The organism is Halorubrum rarum, from assembly GCF_048380895.1.
Classification (GTDB): Archaea; Halobacteriota; Halobacteria; order Halobacteriales; family Haloferacaceae; genus Halorubrum.
This window is the reverse complement of record NZ_JBLWMN010000013.1, coordinates 39,799-56,690: the sequence shown is the minus strand read 5'-3', so window position 1 is coordinate 56,690 and position 16,892 is coordinate 39,799. Positions and strand designations below refer to the sequence as shown.

Sequence of the window (16,892 nt, the reverse complement as noted above, 5' to 3'; positions counted from 1 at the left end):
GGGTCAAGCCCCGAGGCTTCCTGTTTCTACGACGCGCTTTGCAGACACCGTAGTGGTGTCCGTAGGGAGCGCAGTCTCCACAGGCGTGTCTTCGGGCCATCCCAGCCCTAACTCCGAAAAGCCGCGTTGTAACACGTTCATCGCCGCGTTCGCGTCACGGTCACACTCGAACCCACAACTCGGACAGGAATGTTCCCTGACCCAGATGGGCTTCGCTGTCTCCACACCGCAGGACGCACACTCCTTGGTGGTACCTCGTGCTTCGACTTCCACGACGTGACAGCCGTAGATGTCGGCTTTGTATTCGAGGAGTGTGATGAACTGTCGCCATGCCGCATCCTGCTTGTTGCGGGTATTATGCGCCTGTTCGAGCATCCCCTTCACGTTCAAGTCCTCGACGAATACGGCGTCGTACTCACGGACGAGCCATGTCGTGAGCTTGTGCTGGTAGTCCAGCATCTTCCGCTTGATGTGGCGCTTCACCTTCGCAACTTCCCGACGTTGCTTCTCGTAGTTGTTCGAACCCTTCTCCTTGCGAGACAGCTTGCGTTGCTCGCGCTGGAGTCGTTCGTACTCGGCTTCGAGGTCGATCCAGTCCACGGTCTTGCCATCCGACGTGTGGATGTAGTTGAGAATACCGAGGTCGATTCCAACGCTGTTGCTCGCGTCAAGCGAGTCCACGTCGGGCTTCTCGGGCAGGCCAGCGTCGTCGGTTTCGAGGCCGAAGGAGACGAACCACTCGCCGGTCGTCTCCTTCTTTACTGTGACTTCTTTGATGTCCGCTTCGTTCGGGATGTCGCGGTGATAACGGATTTTGATGTCACCGATTTTGGAGAGCCAGAGTGTCGCGCGTCGGCCACTCGTGTTTTTGAGTTCGAAGCCGGACTGCGAGTACGTCATACTCTGGAACTCCCGAGGTGACTTCCACTTGAGTTTCCCAACTTTTCGTCCGTTCTGCTTCTGCTCGAAGAGTCCGCCGAGGTTCTGGTAGAACCGTGTGACTGTTCGTTGAAGAGCCTTCGAGTTGACTTCCGAGAAGGTGGGGAACTCGTCTTTCCAGTCGGGGAGTCGGGAGTGGTGTTTGTACGCGGAACCGATGTTGTCGGCGTCCACGTTCTCGTACTCGTACCGGGTGTAGTTGTACCCTTGGCGATGAATGTCGATGTGATGTTCCAGTTCAGCCGCTACCTCTTGTGTCGGATATGCGGGGTATCGGTGACTGTATTCCATCGCTGTCTGTTGATTAGAGACGTGTTTAGTTAATGGTTTGTATCACGAGTTGTCGGCTTCATCCACGGGGTCAAGCCCCGTGGCATTCGCCTTGTACCGCTTGTAAACCACTCGTCGCCAGCCCTCACACTTCGCGATCCCTCCCGCACGTCGTTCCACCACCCGTATCCCGCCAGACTCCACGATGCGACTGCATTCCGCCGGTTCCGACGCCGACGATCCGGTTCCGAGCGTCGACGCTCCCGAACCGGACACGGACCGCGGACTCCCGAATGCCGTCGGCGCTTCGGCCGTCGCGTTCGTGGCGGTCCCGTTCGCGATGATCGCGCTCGGCGCTCTGACCGGCGACCCGGTCACGTGGGGTGACGCCGGGCGGGTGGTCTCGAACGCGTTCACGGCCGCCGGGGTCGCCGGGGGACTCCGGTGGGTGTTCGGTCGAGACGACTGATCCCGACTCACGGCCGTCGGTCGGTCGCACACGTCCGGAGTCGGTCGGTCGCACGCGCTCGGTGCGGATCGGCTTCGTGAACTACTCGGTCCGGAGTTCGCGGACGCGCTCGATGTTCCACTCGTAGCTCCGACCGTCCTCGGTCGGCGTCTCCAACACGAGCGGGACGTCCATCAGGTCGGGATGGTTGACGATCCGTTCCATACCCGCCTCCCCGATGTGGCCCTCGCCGATGTGGGCGTGTTCGTCCTTGTTCGTCCCGCACTCGTGTTTCGAGTCGTTGAGGTGGAGACACCGGAGGTGGTCGAGTCCGACCACGTCGTCGAACTCGGCGACCGTCTCGTCGACGCCAGCCGCCGTCGAGAGGTCATAGCCCGCGGCGAACGCGTGTGCGGTGTCGATACAGACGTCGATGTCAGTGTCGGTGCGGTCGATGACCCCGGCGAGGTGTTCGAAGTCGCCGCCGAGTTTCGTTCCCGACCCGGCGTCGCTTTCGACGAGGATCGTGACCCCGTCGGGGACGTCGACGTCGTCGATGACGCTCGCCGCGTTGTCGAGGCCGCCCTCAACGCCCGCACCGGTGTGTGCGCCCAGATGGACGTTGACGTACGGGATGTCGAGCTTCGCGGCGGCGTCGACCTCCGCTTGCATCGAGTCGAGCGACTTCTCGCGCAGGCCGTCCTTCGGCGTACAGAGGTTGACGAGATAGGAGGTGTGGATCACCCACGGGCCGTCCAGGTCGCGGTCGGTCCCCGACCGGAACGACTCGGCCTCCTCGTCGCCGATGTTCGGGTCCTGCCACACCTGCGGTGAGTGGGTGAAGATCTGTCCGCAGTTGCCGCCGACGTCGGTCTGGTTGCCGACCGCGTTGTCGACGCCGCCCGCGATCGATACGTGTGCTCCGACTCGAAGGGTCATACCCGTCCCACGTGACGGACTCAAAAAGCCGCTTCGGAAGCGGCGCGTCGGGAGCGGCCGACGCGATCAGGAGCGGTCGCCGGGGCGCGTCCGGACCCACTCGTCCGCGCGGTACTTCTCCGCCACCAGCTCCCGTGCCCGGTCGAGCTCCGCGGCGGTCCACGAGCCGTCCGGATCCAGGGTTGCGCCGTTCGCGTTCCCGCCGACCCACTCGGCGAGCGACTCCTCGAACGCCCGCACGGCCTCCGTGCGGTCGACGTCGGCGAGGTCGTCGATCCCGACGACCCGGTCCTCGAACCGCTCGACGGATACCGGCGGCTCCGCGAACGTGCCGAGGTGTCGCTCGGCGTCGACGGCGTACGTGATCGAGCCGTGCTGGATGACGGCGTCGCGCTTGCGGTACTGGGCGTTGCCCGCGATCTTTCGACCGCGAACGCCGCCGTCGCCGTCACCGTCGCCGTCGCCGTCGTCGTTGTCGTTGCAACCGCCCGTCGAATCGCCGAGGCCTCCCGCCACCATGTCGTGTGCGGGATGGAGCTCGCGGAGGTAGCAGGCGGGGTGGTAGATCTCGGGGACCGTGTCGTCGACGTAGTCGACGTCGAGTCCGAGCGACTCGAACGCGTCGAGGACCGGCCGACAGAGGAGGTGATAGCAGTCGAGCAGCTCGCCCGGGACTCCCGAGGCGGGCGTCGCGATCGAGTAGGCGACGTCGCCGTGGCCGTCGTGGTAGATCCCGCCGCCGCCGGTCTGCCGTCGGGTGACGTCGATCCCCTCGCGATCGCAGAACCCCCAGTCGACGGTGTCGGGGTCCTGGTGGTAGCCGAGGGTGAGACAGCTCGGATCCCAGCGGTAGACCCTGACGGTCGACGGTCCCCCCGCGGCGGCGGTCTCGGCGGCGACCTCGTCGAGCGCCATCTGCATCGGTCCCGGTCGCCGCTCCTCGCGGATCAGTCGCCAGTCGCCGACGGGTGCGGTCGACTGCTCGTCTCCCATCGACCCCGCGTCGCGATCCTCGTCCGATGCGGTCATACCGTCGGGTCGGCCCGGCGGGAGCAAAGCGGTTGCGCTCCACGGGTCGCGTCCGTCGGGGGGCGAACGTTCGCTCCCATCGTGGCGCAAACGGCTCGCTCACGTCGCGACCGCGGACCGACCGCCCTCACTCCTCCCGATCGATCCGAGCCCCCAAGTCGTGGAGCGTCGAGAAGAAGTCGGGGAAGGAGACGTCGACGTGTTCGCCGCCGCGGATCGTCGTCGTCCCGTCGGCGACGAGGCCGGCGACCGCCAGCGCCATCACGATCCGGTGGTCGGCGCGGCCGTCGACGGTCGCCCCGCTGAGGTCGCTCTCGGAGCCGTGGACCGTCAGGACGTCCGGCTCCTCGGTCGTCTCCGCGCCGAGCTTCGCCAGCTCCTCGGCCATCGCGGAGACCCGGTCGGTCTCCTTGTATCGGACGTGTTCGCAGTTGACGATCCGCGTGTCGCCGTCGGCGATCGCGCCGAGCGTCGCGATCGTGGGCAGGAGATCGGGCGTGTCGCCGACGTCGACCTCGACTCCCGACAGCGCGGAGCGCTCGACGGTGATGACGCCGTCATCGCGGTTCCAGTCGATCGCGGCACCCATCCGCTCGGCGATCTCGACGATCGCGGAGTCGCCCTGTGCGCTCGGGCGCGCGCCCTCGATCCGGACCGAGTCGTCGGGATGGGCCGCGACCGCACCCGCGGCGACGAGATACGAGATCGACGAGAAGTCGCCGGGGACGGTGTAGGTTCCGCCGTCGGGTTCGTACGTCTGTCCGCCCGGCACGGAGAAGCCGTCCGCGCCCGCCGCACTCGTCGCACCCGTCGCGCGCTCCGCGTCCCGCGCGTCGCCGCCGATCGGCGTCGCCTCGATCCCGAACTCGGCGAGCAGTTCGAGCGTGATGTCGACGTACGGAGCCGATTTGAGCTCGGTCGTCAGCGCCACGTCGATCCCCTCGTCAGTGACCGCGCCGGCCATCAGCAGGGCGGTGACGTACTGCGAGGAGACGTCGCCGGGGATCGCGACGTCGCCGCCGGACAGCGGACCGAACACGACCAGCGGTGCCTGCCCGTTCCCCCGGGTCGACTCCGCGCGGACGCCCAGGTCGGAGAGGGCGTCGAGCAGGGGGCCCTGCGGACGCGACCGAAGCGAGGCGTCGCCAGTGAGCACGGTGCCGCCGTCCGCGAGCGCGGCGGTCGCGGTGACGAGCCGCGTCGTCGTCCCGGAGTTCGCACAGTCGATGACGTCGTCGGGGACGTCCGGGCGGCCCCCGAAGCCGTCGACGACGAACGCGTCGGCGTCCCTGTCGCGGTCGACGTCGCCGCCGAAGGCGGTCACCGCGCGTGCGGTCGCCTTCGTGTCCGCGGAGACGAGCGGCGACCGGACGGTCGCGCCGTCGCTGTATCCTGCCGCGAGCAGTGCGCGGTGCGTGTAGCTCTTCGATGGCGGTGCGCGGGTCGTACCCCGAACGTCGGAGCCGGTGACGTGAACGTCCATACCATCCCCTGCCGCACGCGGGGGTAAGTCGGTACCGGACGCGAGCCAGCATCGGACGCGAGTCGGTACTGGACGCGAGCCAGCATCGCCCGCGAGTCCAGCATCGGACGCGATGCTGTGCCGGACGCGACACGGCCCGCAGCGCGATCGCTCGAGCCGTCACCGGTGGGACCGACGACCGGTCGCGGCGTACCCTTTATACGACCGGGAGCGTTACCTCCGCGTATGCCCCAGTGTGAGATGTGTGGTGCCGATCAGACCTCGCTGACGACGACGAAGGTCGAAGGTGCCGAGTTGGAGCTGTGTAGTTCCTGTACCGACTTCGGCACGGAGGTCCGCGAGGAGCCGAGCACCGCGGGCGGGAGCAAGTACTCGACGAGCTCCAGTTCCGGAACGCCGTCCTCCTCGTCATCGTCGTCATCGTCGGGATCCGGCTCCTCGGGCGGGTCCAGCCGTCGTCGAGACATGTTCGACGACATGGAGGAGATCGCCACGGACTACGACGACCGCATCCGGACGGCCCGGGAGTCGGAGGGCCTGAGCCAGGAGGAACTGGCCGATCAGCTCAACGAGAAGGCGAGTCTCATCCGGAAGCTCGAACGCGGCGACACGCTCCCGACCGACGAGGTCCAGCGAAAGCTCGAACGCGCGCTCGACATCTCGCTCGTCGAGGGAGAGGACGTCGACGCCGAGTGGGAGTCGGGCGACTCCGGAACGATGACGCTCGGCGACGTCGTCAAGCGAAAGGACTGACGCGTCCCTCCGTTTTCGATCAGTGTGTCCGAACATGGATCCGCCGTCCGTCCCGACCGATCGGCTCGACGGATGGCGGCGCGTCGCGGAGACCACGGAGGTGCCGTTCTCGGCCGGTCCGGTGTCGGTGACCGCGGCGACGGTCCGATTCGAACCGGTCGACGACGCCGACCCCCGACCGTTCTTCTTCGCGAGTCGCCTTCGGATCGAACCGTCCGTCGCTCCGAACCCGGTACTCACCCGGCTCGTGGAGCGTCGGGCTCGCGCCGGGTTCCGCACCCGGCTCGCGGACAACGACATCCGCGACGTCGACCACCTCGATGATCGCGAGGTGAGGATCGACGATCCGGCGGCCTCGGCCGCGGCGCTGTCGACGTTTCGGGGGGAGTGTACGGTTGCCGATCGGTCCGCTGCCGGGGGCCGAACGGTGCCAGTCGAGGCGCTGCTCGCGGTCTGGTCGGTCGACGACTACCGGCTTGCCGGGGGCGCGTATCCGCTCGTCGGTGACGCCGACCGCGCTCGCCGCGATCTGCTTCGACTGATCCGTGGCGTTCGTTCGGCCCCGTGACGCTCGCCCGCGTGGCTCTGGCACCGAGACGGTCTCCCGGTCTCGGGGGCGTCGTCCCGGCTCGGTGACGCGACGATATTTAACGTCGGGGCGGCAACGTCTCCAGTAATGTTACAGGGGGTCAACGTCGCGCTCGGCGTGTCGGGCAGTATCGCGGCGGTGAAGGTCGTCGAACTCGCACACGAGCTCCGCCGTCACGGCGCGAGCGTCCGCGCCGTCATGTCTCCGGCCGCGACGAACATCGTCCACCCGTGGGCGGTCGACTTCGCGACCGACGAGCCCGTCGTGACCGAGATCACCGGCGACGTCGAACACGTCGAGCTGTGCGGGGCGGACGGCTGGGCGGACGTCCTCCTTCTGGCACCCTCGACGGCAAACACCGCGGGGAAGGTCGCCGCCGCCGTCGACGACACGCCGGTCACGACGTGTGCGACCACCGCGCTCGGGGCGGGGGTCCCGGTCGTGATGGCCCCGGCGATGCACGAGCCGATGTACGACCACCCGGGCGTGCTCGAGGCGCTCGACACGCTCGCGGCGTGGGGCGTGACGTTCGCCGATCCGCGAGTGGCGGAGGGGAAAGCGAAGCTCGCCGCCGAGGAGACGATCGTCACGGAGGTCGCGCGGGCGACGACGCCCGACTCGCTGTCGGGGACCCACGTCGTCGTCACCGCGGGCGCGACGAAAGAGCGGATCGACCCCATACGGATCCTCACGAACCGCGCGTCCGGCAAGACCGGCCGCGCCGTCGCTCGCGCGCTGTACATCCGCGGTGCGGACGTGACGCTCGTCCACGACGGGCCCGACGTCGAGTACGCCGACGTGATCCGCGTGGAGACGGCGGACGAGATGATGGCGGCCTGTCGGGAGGCGGCCTCGACGGCGGACGCGCTCGTGTCGGCGGCAGCGATCTCCGATTTCACCGCCGATGCGGTCCAAGAGAAGATCCGATCGGGCTCGCCGCTCGCGTTGGATCTCGAGCCGACGCCGAAGCTCATCGACTCCGTCCGCGAGGCGCATCCGGATATCCCGATCGTCGGGTTCAAAGCGGAGACGTCCGGCGACGACGACGCGATGATCGCGGAGGCCGAACGGATCCGCGACCGAGTCGGCCTCGCGTTCGTCGTCGCCAACGACGCAAGCGTCATGGGCGACGACGAGACGCGCGTGCTGCTGATCGGCGCGGACGGTGACGAACCCGAACCCGTAACGGGGACGAAAGACGCTGTCGCCGGGCGGATCGCCGAGAGACTTGGTCGGTTTTTGAACCGTGACGGATGATTCGGAGTATCGATGATCGATCGATCAATCCGTTGCGGGAGCGGGGAACTCGCATTCGGAAGCACTCCGAGTTGGCTGAGATAAGAACTGTTTTGAGTCGTCCGATCGACCCCTCGTGTAGATACCTACATGTGCATCGTCACAGTCGTTACCGACGCGTCCGGGGGTGAGGCGGGTGGCTGACTCCGACGACGGCGGTGGAGGCGGGGTCCTCGTTCCGGTCGATCGGACGTCGACGCTCCGTGCGACCGTCGCGCACGTCGCGGAGGCCGCCGCGCGTGGGGAGTACTCGTCGCTTCACTTCATCGCGCTCGCGTCGTGGCGTGACGACGACCCGAACGTCCGGTATCGGCGCGAGGCGGCCGAACAGCTCCTGAAACGGGTCGCGGTCTGGGCCGAGACGGACCTCGCAGACGCCGGCGTCGAGGACGTCGATATCGTCACCGGGATCGTCGGATCGGAGTCGTATCTGTTCGGCCCGAGCGACTTCGCCCGGAAACTGGCCGAGTACGCCAGCACGCACGACCTCGGGTCGGTCGTGCTGGATCCCGAGTACACGCCGGTCGGTAACACGACGCTGCTTCAGCCGCTTGAGTTCGAGCTCGCGAGCACCTCGCTGGACGTCATGGAGGCACCCGTGGACCGGCCGACGCGCCGCGAGCGACTCGTTCAGGAGGCGACCGGGATCCGATTCGCGGCCACGTTCGGCGTCTCGTTACTGTTCTATTTCGTGCTTGGCGATCCGCTCTACTGGTTCGACTGGGTGACCGGCGTCGCGACGGCGACGATCGTCGCGATCACCCTTTCGCGGATCAGCGTCGACAACGACCCGAGGTTCCCGGAGACGCCGCTGGTTCTCGCTCGCATGGCGGTGTACGTTCCCGTCCTCCTCATCGAGATCGTGCGGTCGAACGTCGTGGTCGCGCGCGTCATTCTCGATCCGCGACTCCCGATCGATCCCACGCTGAACCGTATGCGCGTGCTCGTCGGGAGCGGCGTTCCGCTCACGACGCTGGCGAACTCGATCACGCTAACGCCGGGGACGCTCACGGTTCGCGCCCGCGACGAGAACCTCTACGTTCACTCGCTCATCCCGTGGGCTCGCGAGGGGCTGTTCGACGGGTCGCTCGAACGATGGGTACGGTTGGTGTTCTACGGTCGGGAAGCGGCTCGTCTCCCGACCCCTCGCGAGCGCGACGACGTGGCGGTCCTACAGGGACCGAACGCGACCGAGGATCTCCCCATCGCGCGGGCGGACGGCGGTCCCGGCGCTGGACCGGAGCGTGCCGATGATCGGAGCTGTCGGAGCGACGAGGAGGCGATCGACGAATGAGCTTCGTCGACGCCACCGTGGTCGCCGGCTACTCCGTCGGCGACTTTCTGCTTGCGTCGGCAGCCGGCTTCGTCGTCCTCGCGATCGGTATGCTGTACCGCGCGGTGAAGGGCCCGACGATGCAGGACCGCGTGCTCGCCGTCAACGTGCTCGGTACCAACACCGTCGTGATCCTCGCGATGTTGGGAGCAGCGCTGTCGGAGCCGACGTTCCTCGACATCGCGCTGATCTATGCCCTGTTGAACTTCCTGATGGCGATCGCCATCTCGAAGTTCACCGTCGAACGGGGTGGTGTCCTGTGATCGACGCGCTCGAACCGGTTCGGCTCGGGCTCGTCGTCCTGTTCGTCGTCGTCGGACTGTTCTTCACGTTCGTCTCGATGACGGGCGTGATCCGGCTGCCCGACGTGTACTCGCGGGCACACACCGCATCACAGGCCGACACGCTCGGTGCGGGCTTCGCGCTGGCGGCCGTCGCGCTGGTGATCGGCTGGGAGGGTGCCGGGTTCAAGAGTCTCATCCTCCTGTTTTTCATCTTCGTGACGAACCCGACGGCGGCACACGGAATCGCCCGTGCCGCCCTCGAACAGGGGATCGTCCCGTGGACCGAGGGGGATGATCGCCGATGACGGGAGTCGCTCCCGTTCCGTCACCCGTCGTTGCCGAGATCACGGCCGTCGAGGCGAGCCTGTTCGTCTTCGTCGTCCTGACGGCGATCGTCACCGCGCTCGCACGTGACGTGCTCGCGGCCGTCATCGTCTTCGGTGCGTACAGCCTCGGAATGGCGGCGCTGTATACGTTCTACCGCGCCCCTGACGTGGCGATGACGGAGGCCGCGATCTCGGCGGGCATCACGACGATCCTGTTGCTTCTCACGCTCGCGAAGACCACGCGGATCGACCACGACGTCGCCTTCGAGTCGGTGAACTGGCCCGCGCTGGGGGCTGCCGGAGTGCTGTTCGCCGGCATGCTGTTGACCATGTCGGACGTTCCGGCCGTCGGCGACGCCGACGCGCCGGTGTGGAGCAACGTGGACGTCACGCAGTACTACATCACCAGTACGTACGCCGACACCGGCGTCGAGAACGCGGTGATGGCCGTGCTCGCCGCGTATCGGGGGTTCGACACCTTCGGCGAGGCGGTCGTCGTCTTCGCCGCCGGCGTCGCTGCGATGATCGTCCTTCACAGGGAGGTGTTCGCATGAGCGACCCGGACGCCGATCACGGCGTCGACATCGACCCGGCCGACGTTTCCTCGGCCGAACCGGATCGCGAGACGGAGATGGCGGGGGCCCGCGACCGTCCGCGTGTCTCCGAGATCGAACGGCAGAGCTCGCCGTACACGGAGAGTCAGGTGATCATGACCACGGTGAAACTGGTCGCACCGTTCGCGTTCACCTACGGGCTGTTCGTGACGTTCCACGGCGGCGGCTCTCCCGGCGGCGGGTTTCAGGGCGGTGCGATCATGGCCGCCGTCGTGTTCATGATCGCGTTCGCGTTCGGTATCGACTCGACGCGTCAGTGGCTCGCGAACACCGTCGTCGTCGGCCTCGCGGTCGGGGGGACGTTGATCTTCGCCGGCATCGGGCTGGCGACGATGGCGCTCGGCGGGGCGTTCCTGCAGTACGAGCTGTTGCCCATCCCCAAACCAGTCACGTACGGGATGGAGGGAGTGGAGATTCTCGGTATCGCCGCCATCGTGAGCGGGGTACTCATGGGACTGTTCTTCCTCCTCGCGGTCGGATTCGACCGGGGAGCGGATCCGACGTTTACCAACGACGGAGGCGATCAATGACGACATCACTGTTCATCGACGTACTGACAACGCGCCACGCCTACGTGGCGTTCTCGCTCCTGCTCTGTATCGGCCTCTACATGATGATCGCGAACCCGCACCTGGTGAAGAAGATCATCGGGCTCAACCTGTTCCAGACGGCGATATTCTTGCTTTTCGTCGCCGCCGCATACGTCGAGGGAGGCGCGATCCCGATCATCCCACCCGGAACGGAGACGGGTGCGGGCTACGTCAGCCCGCTCCCGCACGTGATCGTCCTCACCGCCATCGTCGTCGGCGTGAGCCTCACCGCGGTCGGGCTCGCGCTGTGTATCCGCATCTACGACGAGTACGGCACCCTTCGGGTGGACACGCTTCGCGACGTGCTGCGTGACGAGGGGACGCTCCCCGGCGGCGAGTACGACGGGGCGAACGGTTCCACGGCTGCGGGCGATGACGACGGAGGGACGGATCGATGATCGACCTCCTGCTCCCGCTTTTGGTCGTCGTCCCGATCGTCGCCGCGACGGTGCCGCTCGCGCTCGGCTTACGGTACGAAAACGTCGGCTGGCCGATCGCCGCCGGGACGACCCTCGGACTGGTCGGGCTCGCCACGGCGGTCGCCGTCGAGGTGTACACAGGCGGCGGGTTCAATCACGAACTCGGCGGCTTCGCGCCCCCGGTCGGGATCGAGCTCGTCGCCGACGAGCTGTCGGCGGCGGTGCTCGTGTTGATCGCCATCGTCTCCGTCCTCACGCTCGCGTTCTCTCGGGTCGCCGGGCCGCGCGGGAACGCGTTCTACAGCGGGTACCTGCTGCTCACCGGCGGCCTGATGGGCGTCGCGCTCACGGGCGACCTGTTCAACATGTTCGTCTTCCTCGAGATCGTCGGGCTGACGACGTACGCGCTCATCGCTGCGGACCGGTCCGGGGCGAGCGCGTACGCGTCCGTGAAGTACCTCGTGTTGGGCACCGTCGGCGCGTCGCTGTACCTCGTCGGCGTCGGCTACGTCTTTCTCGCGACCGGGACGCTGAACATGCTCGACCTCCAGTCGAGCATCGCCGCGGTCGGCTACACCGACCCCTTGATCCAGGCCGGTTACGCCTTCATCGTCGCCGGCTTCGCGCTGAAGATCGCTCTGTTCCCGGTCCACACCTGGCAGCCGGACGCCTACCAACGCGCGCCGGACGCGGTGACGGCGTTCGTCGCCGCGCTCGTCTCGACGGCGGGCGCGTACGCGCTCATCCGCGTCACGTACACCGTGTTCACCGTCGACTTCCTCGCGGCCAACGAGGCGATCACGGCGGGCGTGCTCGTCGTCGCCGGGGTCTCCATCCTCGCGGGGTCCGTGCTCGCCGCGATGCAGTCGGACCTCAAGCGGATATTCGCGTACTCCTCGGTGGCGCAGTTCGGGATGATCGCCGCCGCGGTCGCGCTCGCGAACGAGACCGCTCTCCTGGGCGGGATCGTTCACCTGATCGGTCACGGACTGTTGAAGTTCGGGCTGTTCCTCGCGGCGGGTCTGCTCGCGCTCGGCTACGGCGCTCGCCGGGTCGAGGACCTCGCGAGCCTCGCTCGCCGTGCCCCTTACACCGCGGGGTCCCTCGCGGTGCTCGGACTCGCTCTCGTCGGCATTCCGCCGTCGATCGGCTTTCTCGGCAAGTGGTACATCGCCTTCGGAGCGGTTCAGGAAAGCGGTGCCGGCGGCGGCGTGGCCGGGATCGCGATCGCGGGCGTGGTCTTCGTCAGCACGCTGTTCACGCTCGTGTACGTCGCACGGCTGATCGAGCAGCTCTACTTCGCCGGCGTCGGCCTCCCCGAGGCCGGGCACGGCGGTGATGGCCACGGCCACGACGACCACGGCCACGACTCCGATCGGCACGGTGACGCGGTCGCCGCCGACGGCGGTCACGACGCGGTCGCCGCCGACGAGCCCGTCGCGCCGAAGCCGGACGCACCGGATCCGACCGGGATTCCGGACCGCGTCCCGACGGCGGCGTTCCTCGTCCTCGTCGGGACGACGGTCGCTGCGGTCGCGCTCGGCTTCGCCGGAATCGTGTTCGCGGAGCTGTTCGATCCGTTCCTCACGGAGGTGTTCGCATGACTGAAGCCCCGATACAGGACCTACGTCCGCTACTGGCCGTTCTCGTCTCGTTCGTCGCGACCGTCTTCATCGTCGCGTCGTACCGCTCGCCGAACGTCCGCGAGGGCTGGACGATACTCGCGGCGGTCGTCAAGTTCGGCGTCGTCGCCTCGATGTTGCCCGGCGTGCTGGACGGTGTGACCTACGAAACGAGTATCGCGACGTTCCTGCCAGGCATCGAGTTCGCGCTCCGCGCCGACGCGCTCGGCATGCTGTTCGCGTTCCTCGCTAGCGGGCTGTGGATCATCACGTCGTTTTACAGCATCGGCTACATGCGCGGCAACGACGAGATCAACCAGACCCGGTACTTCGCCGCGTTCGCCGTCTCGCTGTCGGCGACGATGGGCATCGCGTTCGCGGGTAACCTCGTCACGATCTTCGTCTTCTACGAGCTACTGTCCATCGCGACGTACCCGCTCGTCGCTCACGACGAGGACGAGAAGGCCCGATCGGCGGGGCGGAAATACCTCGCGTACACGATGTTCGGCGGCGGCGTCCTGGTGCTGGCCGGCACCGTCATGGTGTACTGGCTCGCCGGGACCGTCGCGTTCACGCCCGGCGGCATTCAGGAACTCGCGAACGCCGACCCCGGCCTCGCGATGCTCGCCTTCTTCCTCCTCGCGATCGGGTTCGGCGTGAAAGCCGGGATCATGCCGCTTCATCAGTGGCTCCCCGAAGCGATGGTCGCGCCGACGCCCGTCTCCGGACTCCTCCACGCGGTGGCGGTCGTCAAGTCCGGCGCGTTCGGCGTCTCGCGGGTGATACTCGACGTGTTCGGTCCCGAACTCACGTTCGCGTTGTCGCTCCCGTTCGGATTCACCGCCGGTCTCGTCATGTCGATGATCGGCGCGATCACGCTGACTGCGGCCTCCTTGATCGCCTTACGGAAGGACCATCTGAAACAGCGGCTCGCCTACTCGACGGTGAGTCAGCTGAGCTACATCATACTCGGGCTCGGCCTGTTCGGCTGGTACGGGCTGATCGGTGCGCTCCTCCACATTCCGGCGCACGCGTTCATGAAGCTCACCCTGTTCTTCTGTGCGGGGGCGATCCACGTCGAGACGCACACCGACTACATCTCGGAGATGGCCGGGATCGGCAAGCGGATGCCGGTGGTGATGGGCGCGTTCACCGTCGCCGCCGCCGGGATGGCCGGCATCCCGCTGCTCGCCGGCTTCGTCAGCAAGTACTACATGCTGATCGGTGGGATCCAGATGGGTGCGGAGCTGACGCCCGTCGCCTACTACCTCGTCGGCGCGTTGCTGCTGTCCGGCGTGCTCAACGTGGCGTACTTCTGGCCCGTCGTGTACACGGCCTTCTTCGAGGCCGAGGATGACCACGACGCGAAACCGCTCGTCGACTTCCGGCTGGGCGGCGAGAGGCGGTCGACGCTCCCCGCGACCGACGGTGGTCGCGCAGCGGACGACGCGGCCACGGATGGAGGTCGCGCAGTGGACGACGCGGCCACGGATGGTGGTCGCGCAGTGGACGACGCGGCCACGGATGGTGGGCAACCGCGAGACGACGACGACGAGGAGATCGATGACGCCGAGATCCCCGACGCGGAGGGCGATGGCGCTCCCACGGACGAGGACGGCGTCATCCGTCCGGATTTCGACACCTCCGAACGCGACTTCTCGAAGCCGGCAGAGCGGGTCGACACGGGGGATTACGCCGTCGACCAGAAGCCCTCCGACGCCGACGTTCCGTTCGGCGTCGGTCGGGATCGTGACGCGTACGATGAACACGAGACCTCGACGGACCACGACGACGGGGTGCACGGACACGACGACCAGGAGCCGCATGCGGAGGACGACCACGACGACCAGGAGCCGCATGCGGAGGACGACCACGACGACCACGGGCACGGTCATCACGGCGGTCCGCCGCCGGGCGGTTGGGATCGCATCCGTGGACTCGCCGCCCTCCGCGGTGGCGAGTCGACGTGGTTCATGCTCGGACCCATCCTCTCGGCGATGGCGCTCGCGGTGATGCTCGGCGTGATCCCGTACGAGATGGGCTTTTTGGAGCTGATCGAGCTCATCGTTGACACGCGGCTCCCCGAGGAGGTGGCTCGCCCATGACCGCGCTCGACGCGCTGGTGACCACGGTCCCGCCGTGGCTCCTGCTCACGATCGCGGCGGGGCTCGCGGTCGTGCTGCCGCGGGTGCTGGGGCACGCCGCCGGCGTGCTCGCGACCGGATTCGTGTTCGTCCAGGCGTACCTCGCACCCGAGGGAACCCACCTCGCGACGGAGTTCCTCGGGTTCTCGGTCGTCCTCTTACACGTCGACGAGTTCTCCGCGATGATGGGGCTGGTCGTCGGCTTCCTCGCGACCGCCGCGGTGTTGTACGCGTACGGAAGCGGCGCACCGCGGTGGATGACCGGTTTCGCGCTGCTGTACGTCGCCTCCACTATCGGCACGATCTACGCCGGCGACTGGCTGACCGTGATCTTCTTCTGGGAGCTGATGGCCGTCACGAGCACGCTCCTCGTCTGGCACTACGGTGGCGAGGCGGTCCGTGCGGGTTACCGGTACGCGATCTTCCACGGCGTCGGCGGGACGATCCTGCTCGGCGCGGTCGTGGTCCACTTCGCTGCCGTCGACAGCTTCCTGTTCACGGCGGCGACCGGTATCCACGCCTCGGCGGCGCTGCTCGCGGCGATCGGCATCGGGATCAACTGCGGGTTCGTCTTCTTACACACGTGGATCCCGGACACCTATCCGCGTCCGCACATCGCCGCGTCGGTGTTCCTCTCGGTGTTCACGACGAAGACCGCGGTGTACGTGATGTACCGAGCGTTCCCCGAGGGCGGCTGGTGGCTGGCGTATCTCGGCGGTTTCATGGCCGTCTACGGCGTGTTCTTCGCGCTCCTCCAGTACGACCCGCGCCGGCTGCTGTCGTATCACATCCAGGCACAGGTCGGCTACATGCTCGCGGGGATCGGTCTCGCAACGCTGGGCGGACAGTGGGGCGAGTTCGCCGTCGCCGGCGGGTTCGCGCACCTGTTCAACAACGTCCTCTACAAGAGCCTGCTGTTCATGGCCGTCGGCGTCGTGATCTACCGCACCGGATCGAACTACATCAAGGAGATGGGCGGGCTCTGGAAGGTGATGCCCGTCGCGTTCCTGATCTACGTGATCGGTGCGGCGTCGATCACGGCGATGCCCGGGTTCAACGGGTACGTCTCGAAGGGGATGGTGCTGGACGCGACCGAACAGGTGAACAACGTCCCGCTGCTGTTCGGCTATGACCTCCTGTGGTGGCTGCTGATGATCGGCGCGGTCGGGACGTTTATGTCCTTCATCAAGCTCGGCTACTACATCTTCTTCCACGGGGAACCCTCGCGGGAACACCGCGGGCTCGCCGACACGACGCCGTTCCAGCTCGGCGGGATGTCGCTGGCGGCGGTCGCGTGCATCGCGCTCGGGGTCTCCTGGCAGACCCAGATCGGACTGCTCCCGTTCACGGAGTCGGCGATGGCGCTCGCGGACCCGTACAGCTGGTACGCCGACCCCCTCTACTTCGGCCACGTCGAGAAGGCGCTGGTCCTGATGACCGTCGGCTTCGTCGGGTTCTTCTCGCTGAAGCGCCCGCTCGGCTGGCTCGCCCACCACGTGCGTGACGTCGACGTGGTTCTCAACCCGGCGGTCTTCTACGCCGGTCGTGGCGCGGTGTGGGGCGTCACGGAGACCTGGGCCGCCGTCGACCGCTTCACGATGGCGCTCGCGGGCGTCACGATGTGGACGGCGATGCACCCGCGGGAGTTCCTCGTACGGGCCGGCGTCGACGCCGAGATCCGGACCGGTATCGGTCGAAGCGTTCTGTTCGTGACGCTGATCGCCGCCGCGGCGCTGTACGTGCTGCTGCTCGGGTGAGGCGATCGGCCGGGGTCGGTCCGTCATTCGACTCACGTGACGCGTCGAATACCGTCG

The 16,892-nt window shown here is 67.2% G+C and carries 17 protein-coding genes; 13 read left to right on the top strand and 4 right to left on the bottom strand.

All coding sequences use genetic code 11. The annotated features are described in order from the left end of the window. Window positions 1-3 precede the first annotated feature (3 nt). Window positions 4-1,230, bottom strand: coding sequence for an RNA-guided endonuclease InsQ/TnpB family protein (locus tag ACNSN7_RS11115; RefSeq protein WP_418282352.1), 1,227 nt, complete (start codon window positions 1,228-1,230; stop codon window positions 4-6). 184 nt (window positions 1,231-1,414) lie between these two features. Here ACNSN7_RS11115 and ACNSN7_RS11110 point away from each other — a divergent pair, with 184 nt between their 5' ends. Next, window positions 1,415-1,678, top strand: coding sequence for a hypothetical protein (locus tag ACNSN7_RS11110; protein ID WP_418282351.1), 264 nt, complete (start codon window positions 1,415-1,417; stop codon window positions 1,676-1,678). An 81-nt stretch (window positions 1,679-1,759) separates the two neighbouring features. On the opposite strand, the gene ACNSN7_RS11105 is transcribed toward ACNSN7_RS11110, so the two are convergent. From ACNSN7_RS11105 to aroA, 3 genes are all read right to left on the bottom strand, one after another. Next, window positions 1,760-2,596, bottom strand: a complete 837-nt coding sequence (locus ACNSN7_RS11105) for a deoxyribonuclease IV (RefSeq protein ID WP_418282350.1) — start codon at window positions 2,594-2,596, stop codon at window positions 1,760-1,762. 66 nt (window positions 2,597-2,662) lie between these two features. Then, the gene (locus ACNSN7_RS11100; RefSeq protein ID WP_418282394.1) at window positions 2,663-3,589 is read right to left on the bottom strand and encodes a lipoate--protein ligase family protein; all 927 of its coding nucleotides are present in this window, start codon (window positions 3,587-3,589) and stop codon (window positions 2,663-2,665) included. Between the two features lie 163 nt (window positions 3,590-3,752). After that, window positions 3,753-5,108, bottom strand: coding sequence for a 3-phosphoshikimate 1-carboxyvinyltransferase (gene aroA, locus ACNSN7_RS11095; RefSeq protein ID WP_418282349.1), 1,356 nt, complete (start codon window positions 5,106-5,108; stop codon window positions 3,753-3,755). A gap of 225 nt (window positions 5,109-5,333) precedes the next feature. On the opposite strand from aroA, the gene ACNSN7_RS11090 reads away from it, so the two are divergent. The 12 genes from ACNSN7_RS11090 to ACNSN7_RS11035 all read left to right on the top strand — a co-directional run bounded on the left by ACNSN7_RS11090 (window position 5,334) and on the right by ACNSN7_RS11035 (window position 16,835). Then, on the top strand, window positions 5,334-5,861 hold the full coding sequence (locus tag ACNSN7_RS11090) for a multiprotein bridging factor aMBF1 (protein ID WP_418282348.1): 528 nt from the start codon (window positions 5,334-5,336) through the stop codon (window positions 5,859-5,861). 34 nt (window positions 5,862-5,895) lie between these two features. Next, complete coding sequence (locus ACNSN7_RS11085) at window positions 5,896-6,429, top strand: DUF6517 family protein (RefSeq protein WP_418282347.1); 534 nt, start codon at window positions 5,896-5,898, stop codon at window positions 6,427-6,429. Between the two features lie 108 nt (window positions 6,430-6,537). After that, window positions 6,538-7,707 (top strand): bifunctional phosphopantothenoylcysteine decarboxylase/phosphopantothenate--cysteine ligase CoaBC, encoded by a 1,170-nt coding sequence (gene coaBC, locus ACNSN7_RS11080; RefSeq protein WP_418282346.1) that lies wholly within the window; start codon window positions 6,538-6,540, stop codon window positions 7,705-7,707. Window positions 7,708-7,828: 121 nt separating this feature from the next. Further along, the gene (locus ACNSN7_RS11075; RefSeq protein ID WP_418282393.1) at window positions 7,829-9,040 is read left to right on the top strand and encodes a monovalent cation/H+ antiporter subunit E; all 1,212 of its coding nucleotides are present in this window, start codon (window positions 7,829-7,831) and stop codon (window positions 9,038-9,040) included. Beyond that, on the top strand, window positions 9,037-9,342 hold the full coding sequence (locus tag ACNSN7_RS11070; protein WP_418282345.1) for a cation:proton antiporter: 306 nt from the start codon (window positions 9,037-9,039) through the stop codon (window positions 9,340-9,342). The genes ACNSN7_RS11075 and ACNSN7_RS11070 overlap by 4 nt, the downstream gene beginning before the upstream one ends. Further along, window positions 9,342-9,668, top strand: a complete 327-nt coding sequence (gene mnhG, locus ACNSN7_RS11065) for a monovalent cation/H(+) antiporter subunit G (protein ID WP_418282392.1) — start codon at window positions 9,342-9,344, stop codon at window positions 9,666-9,668. Before ACNSN7_RS11070 ends, mnhG begins: the two co-directional genes overlap by 1 nt. Further along, a complete protein-coding gene (locus ACNSN7_RS11060) occupies window positions 9,665-10,243 on the top strand; it encodes a DUF4040 domain-containing protein (RefSeq protein WP_418282344.1) in 579 nt (192 codons plus the stop codon). Before mnhG ends, ACNSN7_RS11060 begins: the two co-directional genes overlap by 4 nt. Beyond that, window positions 10,240-10,833, top strand: a complete 594-nt coding sequence (locus tag ACNSN7_RS11055) for an MnhB domain-containing protein (RefSeq protein ID WP_418282343.1) — start codon at window positions 10,240-10,242, stop codon at window positions 10,831-10,833. The genes ACNSN7_RS11060 and ACNSN7_RS11055 overlap by 4 nt, the downstream gene beginning before the upstream one ends. Further along, window positions 10,830-11,291 carry a cation:proton antiporter subunit C gene (locus tag ACNSN7_RS11050; protein ID WP_418282342.1) on the top strand — a complete coding sequence of 154 codons (462 nt, stop codon included), beginning with the start codon at window positions 10,830-10,832 and terminating at the stop codon, window positions 11,289-11,291. Before ACNSN7_RS11055 ends, ACNSN7_RS11050 begins: the two co-directional genes overlap by 4 nt. Next, window positions 11,288-12,916 (top strand): proton-conducting transporter transmembrane domain-containing protein, encoded by a 1,629-nt coding sequence (locus tag ACNSN7_RS11045; protein ID WP_418282341.1) that lies wholly within the window; start codon window positions 11,288-11,290, stop codon window positions 12,914-12,916. The genes ACNSN7_RS11050 and ACNSN7_RS11045 overlap by 4 nt, the downstream gene beginning before the upstream one ends. Continuing rightward, window positions 12,913-15,039, top strand: coding sequence for a cation:proton antiporter (locus ACNSN7_RS11040; RefSeq protein WP_418282340.1), 2,127 nt, complete (start codon window positions 12,913-12,915; stop codon window positions 15,037-15,039). Before ACNSN7_RS11045 ends, ACNSN7_RS11040 begins: the two co-directional genes overlap by 4 nt. Further along, a complete protein-coding gene (locus ACNSN7_RS11035; protein ID WP_418282339.1) occupies window positions 15,036-16,835 on the top strand; it encodes a Na(+)/H(+) antiporter subunit D in 1,800 nt (599 codons plus the stop codon). The genes ACNSN7_RS11040 and ACNSN7_RS11035 overlap by 4 nt, the downstream gene beginning before the upstream one ends. Window positions 16,836-16,892 lie beyond the last annotated feature (57 nt).

What these genes read in the sequence shown, in the direction of transcription:
- ACNSN7_RS11115 (WP_418282352.1), bottom strand. Translation starts at nt 1,230, where the DNA reads ATGGAATACAGTCACCGATACCCCGCATATCCGACACAAGAGGTAGCG.
- ACNSN7_RS11110 (WP_418282351.1), top strand. Translation starts at nt 1,415, where the DNA reads ATGCGACTGCATTCCGCCGGTTCCGACGCCGACGATCCGGTTCCGAGC.
- ACNSN7_RS11105 (WP_418282350.1), bottom strand. Translation starts at nt 2,596, where the DNA reads ATGACCCTTCGAGTCGGAGCACACGTATCGATCGCGGGCGGCGTCGAC.
- ACNSN7_RS11100 (WP_418282394.1), bottom strand. Translation starts at nt 3,589, where the DNA reads ATGGGAGACGAGCAGTCGACCGCACCCGTCGGCGACTGGCGACTGATC.
- aroA (WP_418282349.1), bottom strand. Translation starts at nt 5,108, where the DNA reads ATGGACGTTCACGTCACCGGCTCCGACGTTCGGGGTACGACCCGCGCA.
- ACNSN7_RS11090 (WP_418282348.1), top strand. Translation starts at nt 5,334, where the DNA reads ATGCCCCAGTGTGAGATGTGTGGTGCCGATCAGACCTCGCTGACGACG.
- ACNSN7_RS11085 (WP_418282347.1), top strand. Translation starts at nt 5,896, where the DNA reads ATGGATCCGCCGTCCGTCCCGACCGATCGGCTCGACGGATGGCGGCGC.
- coaBC (WP_418282346.1), top strand. Translation starts at nt 6,538, where the DNA reads ATGTTACAGGGGGTCAACGTCGCGCTCGGCGTGTCGGGCAGTATCGCG.
- ACNSN7_RS11070 (WP_418282345.1), top strand. Translation starts at nt 9,037, where the DNA reads ATGAGCTTCGTCGACGCCACCGTGGTCGCCGGCTACTCCGTCGGCGAC.
- ACNSN7_RS11060 (WP_418282344.1), top strand. Translation starts at nt 9,665, where the DNA reads ATGACGGGAGTCGCTCCCGTTCCGTCACCCGTCGTTGCCGAGATCACG.
- ACNSN7_RS11055 (WP_418282343.1), top strand. Translation starts at nt 10,240, where the DNA reads ATGAGCGACCCGGACGCCGATCACGGCGTCGACATCGACCCGGCCGAC.
- ACNSN7_RS11050 (WP_418282342.1), top strand. Translation starts at nt 10,830, where the DNA reads ATGACGACATCACTGTTCATCGACGTACTGACAACGCGCCACGCCTAC.
- ACNSN7_RS11045 (WP_418282341.1), top strand. Translation starts at nt 11,288, where the DNA reads ATGATCGACCTCCTGCTCCCGCTTTTGGTCGTCGTCCCGATCGTCGCC.
- ACNSN7_RS11040 (WP_418282340.1), top strand. Translation starts at nt 12,913, where the DNA reads ATGACTGAAGCCCCGATACAGGACCTACGTCCGCTACTGGCCGTTCTC.
- ACNSN7_RS11035 (WP_418282339.1), top strand. Translation starts at nt 15,036, where the DNA reads ATGACCGCGCTCGACGCGCTGGTGACCACGGTCCCGCCGTGGCTCCTG.